Consider the following 4,633-nt stretch of genomic DNA (forward strand, 5'->3'; position numbering starts at 1 on the left):
GCCGGCATCCGGGCCGGCCACACCGTCACGCATCGCCCTCCGACGGTACGACGCGGCACCGCGCTCCCGCCTTGTACCACGGTCCAGGTCCGCATCAGACCGGCGAACGGGGTGGGAATCGGTCGAGGTGCCCACCGGTCGTGCCCGGCGGCCCGATGGCATGGACGGCGGGAGCTGGCGTACTCGGATCGACCAGGCCGGACGATGCGCGGCTCGCGGACACGGTGGCTCGCCGGGCACGGCGGGGTGCCGGACCCGTAGGTGGGCCCGTTGCGCGTCCGGCCCCCGCTAAGGTGAGGTGACCTTGACTTCGACCCCGTCGGTCCGGATCCCCGGACCCCCGCATCCTCGCGACCCGGACACCGGGCGCCGCGGACACCGCGGACACCGCGGACACCGACAAGTCCCGGCTCCGCCCCAGGCCGGGGGTGGGCCGGCCGCCCGGCTGGTCGCCCGGCGCCGGGTGGTGGCTCTCGCCGTCCTGATCGTCCTGGTGTGCCTGACGGCGCTGCGGATAGCCGTCGGCGGTACCCTGGCCGGGAGCGGCGACACCCCGCCGAACGCCGAATCGAGACGCGCCGCGGCGGTGCTCGCCGAGCGTTTCGGTGTCGCGCCCACCGGCGTCGTCCTGGTCGTCGGGGCCGTCGACGGCAGGGTGGACGACACCGCCGTCACCGACGCGGCCGGGGCGTTGCGCGCGCGGCTGGCCGGCACGCCCGGGGTCGTCTCGGTCGTCTCCTACTGGGACACCGGTGCCACCTCGCTGCGGTCCACCGACGGGCGCTACGGCTTGATGCTCGCGAGCCTCGCCGGCGACGACGCCGACCGCGAGGACCTCGCCCACCAGCTCGCCGACACGTTGCGCGTCCCCGCAGCCCCCGCCGGCTCCGCCCGCGCCGACGGACCGGTGACGGTCGGGGTGACCGGTTCGGACGTGGTCGGCGCTGAGACGAGCAAGCGCAGCACGTCGGATCTCGCCCGCGCGGAACTGGTCGCCTTCCCCGTGCTCCTGCTGCTGCTGGTCGTCTACCTGCGGCGCATCCGGCTCGCGTTCGTTCCCGTCGTCGCCGGCGGGGTCGCGGTGTTCGCGGCGATCAACGTCGTCGGACTGCTCGCCGCCGTCACCTCGATGTCGCCCTTCACCACCAACATCACGGTGGGTCTCGGTCTCGGGCTCTCGATCGACTACTCATTGCTGCTGATCGCCCGGTACCGCGAGGAACTGGCCGGCGAGCCGACCGTGCCGCCGACGGAACGGACAGCGCAGACGGAGCAGACGGAGCAGACGGAGCTAGCAGACCGCGGCAGGCGGGATGCGGCGCTTGCCCGTACGATCCGGGCGGCGGGCCGGACGGTCGTCTTCTCGGCCGCCACCGTCGCCATCGCCCTCATCGGGCTCGCTCTCTTCCCGCTGCCGTTCCTCCGGTCGATGGCGTACGCCGGCATGGCGGCCACCGCGCTCGCCGGATTGTCGGCCGTCCTCGTGGTGCCCGTCCTGCTCGCGGCCCTCGGCGATCGGGTGATCGCCCGCCCGTCGCGGCGCTGGTGGCGGGAGCGGCGCGGGGACGGGGAACGGCCGGACGGCGCCGCGGCCGCACCGGCGGCACCGGCGGCACCGGCCGAACCGGCCGAACCGGCCTTCTGGTACCGGACCGCGATCGCCGTCATGCGCCGGCCGGTCCTGGTCCTCGTGCCGACGGTCGCGCTGTTCGTGCTCGTGGCCGTTCCGATCGGCCATCTCTCCCTGGGCGTCAACGACGATCGGAACCTGCCTCCGTCGAGCGCGGCCCGATCGGCGGCCGAGATCCTGCGGGCGGGCTTCGACGGGCGGGAGAGCAGCCCATTGCGGGTCGTCGGCGTGGATGTCCCCGGGCCGCCCGGCGGGGCGGCGGTCGCCGGGTACGCGGCCGCACTCTCGCGCGTTGACGGAGTGGCCCGGGTGGACGCCCCGGACGGCAGCTACCTGGACGGCCGGCGGCTGGGTGGGGCGACGCCCGCGGCGCGCCCACGCCAGGCCGTCGCGGATGCCGTCTATCTATCGGTGGTTCCGGCCGTCGAACCGATCTCCGCCGAAGGCACCCGGCTGGTACGCGGCCTGCGTGCGGTCCCGGCGCCGTTCCCGGCCCTCGTCGGCGGCCAGGCGGCCGAGCGGGTCGACACGATCGACGCGATCGCCTCCCGAGCCCCGCTGGCCGGCGCGGTAATCGCGCTGGTCACCTTCGTCGCGTTGTTCCTCATGCTCGGTTCCATCGTCGTATCGCTGTCCGCGCTGGCGCTGAACATGCTCACGATGGCGGCGGTCTTCGGGCCACTCGTGTGGATCTTCCAGGACGGTCATCTCGCCGGCCTGTTGGACGTCACCGCGACCGGCAGCCTGCCCGCCGGCATCCCGGTGCTCGTGTTCTGCGTGGCCTTCGGCGTGTCCATGGACTACGGCGTGTTCCTGCTCTCCAGGGTCAGAGAGGAGTACGACCGGACCGGCGACCCGATCGGCTCGGCGGCGACGGCGCTCGGCCACACCGGACGGATCGTGACCTTCGCGGCCCTGCTGCTCGCCGTCGTCTTCGCGGGCTTCACGACCTCGTCGGTCGCCGCCCTGAAGCTGCTCGGGCTGGGCCTCGCGCTGGCGGTGCTGCTCGACGCCTACGTGGTGCGCGGCCTGCTGGTGCCCTCGGTACTCCGGCTCGTCGCGCCGATCGCGTGGTGGGCGCCGGGACCGCTGCGTCGCTTGCAGGAGCGGATCGGCCTGACCGAACACGCCAGGCCACAGGCCGATCCGTCGACGGCCTCTTCCCTGGCCGTGCCCGAACCAGCCCGGCCAGCCGGGACAGCCCAACCGGACCGGCGGTGAGGGAGACCGGAATCCGATGTCACCGTCGGCCCGCAGCACCCCGACCGTGAATCCACCGGTTCCGGATGCCGTCCGGAACCGGTGGCCCGGCAGGCCTCGACCGCCCGGTCGCAAGGACCGCGGCGGCGTGCTCGCCGTCGTCCTCCCACCAGTCGCCTTCCTTCTCCTGCTGGCGCTTCTCCTGCTAACGCTGCTCCTGCTGGCACTGCCGGTACTCGGGGCCGGCAAGGTATGGGCCGGCTGGGGCGGCCGGATCATCGACACCGCACGCCCGGCGCCGGCTCGGATCGTGCTCTGGGGCGACTCGCTGGCCTGGGAGGCCCGGGAGACGTTCAGCCGGCTCGCGACAGAGGGCGGCGCGCAGGTTCTGGTACGTACCTTCGGTGGGACCGCGCCCTGCGACTGGCTCGCCGATGTCGATGTCCAGATCCGCGCCTGGCGGCCGACGGTCGCCGTGCTGGCCTTCTCCGGAAACACGATATCGGCGTGCATGCGGGGACGCGACGTCGCGACGGCCTACCCCGCCGACACCGGTGCCGCCGTCCGGTTGTTACGCGAGGCCGGGGTACAGGTCCGTCTCGTGGTGGCGCCACCCCGGCCCGACCAGCCCGTCCGCGCGGACGGGATGACCGACCTCGACCGGATGTGGCGGGCGATCGCCGCGGCGCACGACGGCACGGAAGTCGTCTTCGCCGACCTTGCGGTCACCATGCGCGGTCGATGGAGCGACCGACTGCCCTGCCAGGCCGGTGAGCCCTGCCGACCGGACGGCACCGTGGTCGTCCGCGGACCCGACCACGTCCACTTCTGCCCGGTGACCGTACCCGTGATGATCCCCTGCCCGGTGTTCAGCGCGGGGGCCGAGCGATACGGAGCCGCGATGGCCGCCGCCGCGCTCCCTTCCCTGAATCGGGTGCACGGTACCACCAGGGAGCCGCCCGCCGTATCCTGGTGATCATGGGTCGCGTCGGCTGCAACGGTAACGGGGACACCCGCGAGAAGGTGCTATTAGGCGACAGACCGGACACAACCTCCGACCATTACGATCCACCGAACCCGATCAAGCACCCGCCCCGACGTGTCATCCCATCACAAACCCACAGGCCAACGACCTACCGGCGCCATCTGACCGGCGCCACCTGAATGGACACGTCTCGCGGTCAGCGGGAGCGGTACGCGCCAGACCGGTGCTCGACGGCGGTCACAGTCACGGTGCGGTTTTCCTCATCATCGATTTTGTACAGCACGCGGTAGCCGCCGCGTCGAGCGGAGCAGGTGCCCTCGTACGGCGGGAGGAGGAGTCGTTTACCGAGCCGGTGGGGGTTGTCCAGAAGCATGGTCGTGATGAACTCGCGGACAGCCGCCGCGATCTTCTCGGGCAGTCGGCTGGCGAGAGCGCGAGCCGCGGGACCGGTGATCCGGAGTTCGAACGGCTGCTCACCGGCTTCGGTCACCTCACGTCGGGCCGGTCGGCGCTCCGCGCCCGTTTTGTCATGAGCGCGGCGAGTTCCTCGGCATCGAGAACGTCACCGGCCTCGACCGCGTCTCGGGACTCCGCAAGCTGCCGCATCGCCTCCCGGCTCGCCAGCACGTCCAGCGTCTCCTCCAGCGCCGCCAGATCATCGGGAGAGATCAGGACTGCCACGGCATGCCCATGGCGGGTGATCTCCACCCGATCATGAGTTCGCTCCACCTCGTCGATGAGCTCCGACAGGCGGTTACGCGCCTCGGTGAACGGCATGACGGTCATAACCGCGAGCCTACCGGGAACTGGCGCGATGT

The 4,633-nt window shown here is 72.3% G+C and carries 4 protein-coding genes; 2 read left to right on the top strand and 2 right to left on the bottom strand.

Annotation, left to right across the window (positions count from 1 at the left end; genetic code table 11):
- The first annotated feature begins 466 nt into the window (after positions 1-466).
- Both AC08OQ_RS07245 and AC08OQ_RS07250 read left to right on the top strand, forming a co-directional pair.
- Positions 467-2,851, top strand: coding sequence for an MMPL family transporter (locus AC08OQ_RS07245; RefSeq protein WP_476611959.1), 2,385 nt, complete (start codon positions 467-469; stop codon positions 2,849-2,851).
- Positions 2,852-2,978: 127 nt separating this feature from the next.
- On the top strand, positions 2,979-3,806 hold the full coding sequence (locus tag AC08OQ_RS07250; protein ID WP_462188871.1) for an SGNH/GDSL hydrolase family protein: 828 nt from the start codon (positions 2,979-2,981) through the stop codon (positions 3,804-3,806).
- 205 nt (positions 3,807-4,011) lie between these two features.
- Here AC08OQ_RS07250 and AC08OQ_RS07255 read toward each other — a convergent pair whose 3' ends face one another.
- Both AC08OQ_RS07255 and AC08OQ_RS07260 read right to left on the bottom strand, forming a co-directional pair.
- Positions 4,012-4,305 carry a type II toxin-antitoxin system RelE family toxin gene (locus AC08OQ_RS07255; RefSeq protein ID WP_476598721.1) on the bottom strand — a complete coding sequence of 98 codons (294 nt, stop codon included), beginning with the start codon at positions 4,303-4,305 and terminating at the stop codon, positions 4,012-4,014.
- A partial coding sequence (locus tag AC08OQ_RS07260) for a type II toxin-antitoxin system Phd/YefM family antitoxin (protein WP_476611960.1) occupies positions 4,302-4,633 on the bottom strand: 332 nt, incomplete at its 5' end. The genes AC08OQ_RS07260 and AC08OQ_RS07255, both read right to left, overlap by 4 nt.

This window comes from Frankia sp. CcCS3, from assembly GCF_977927575.1.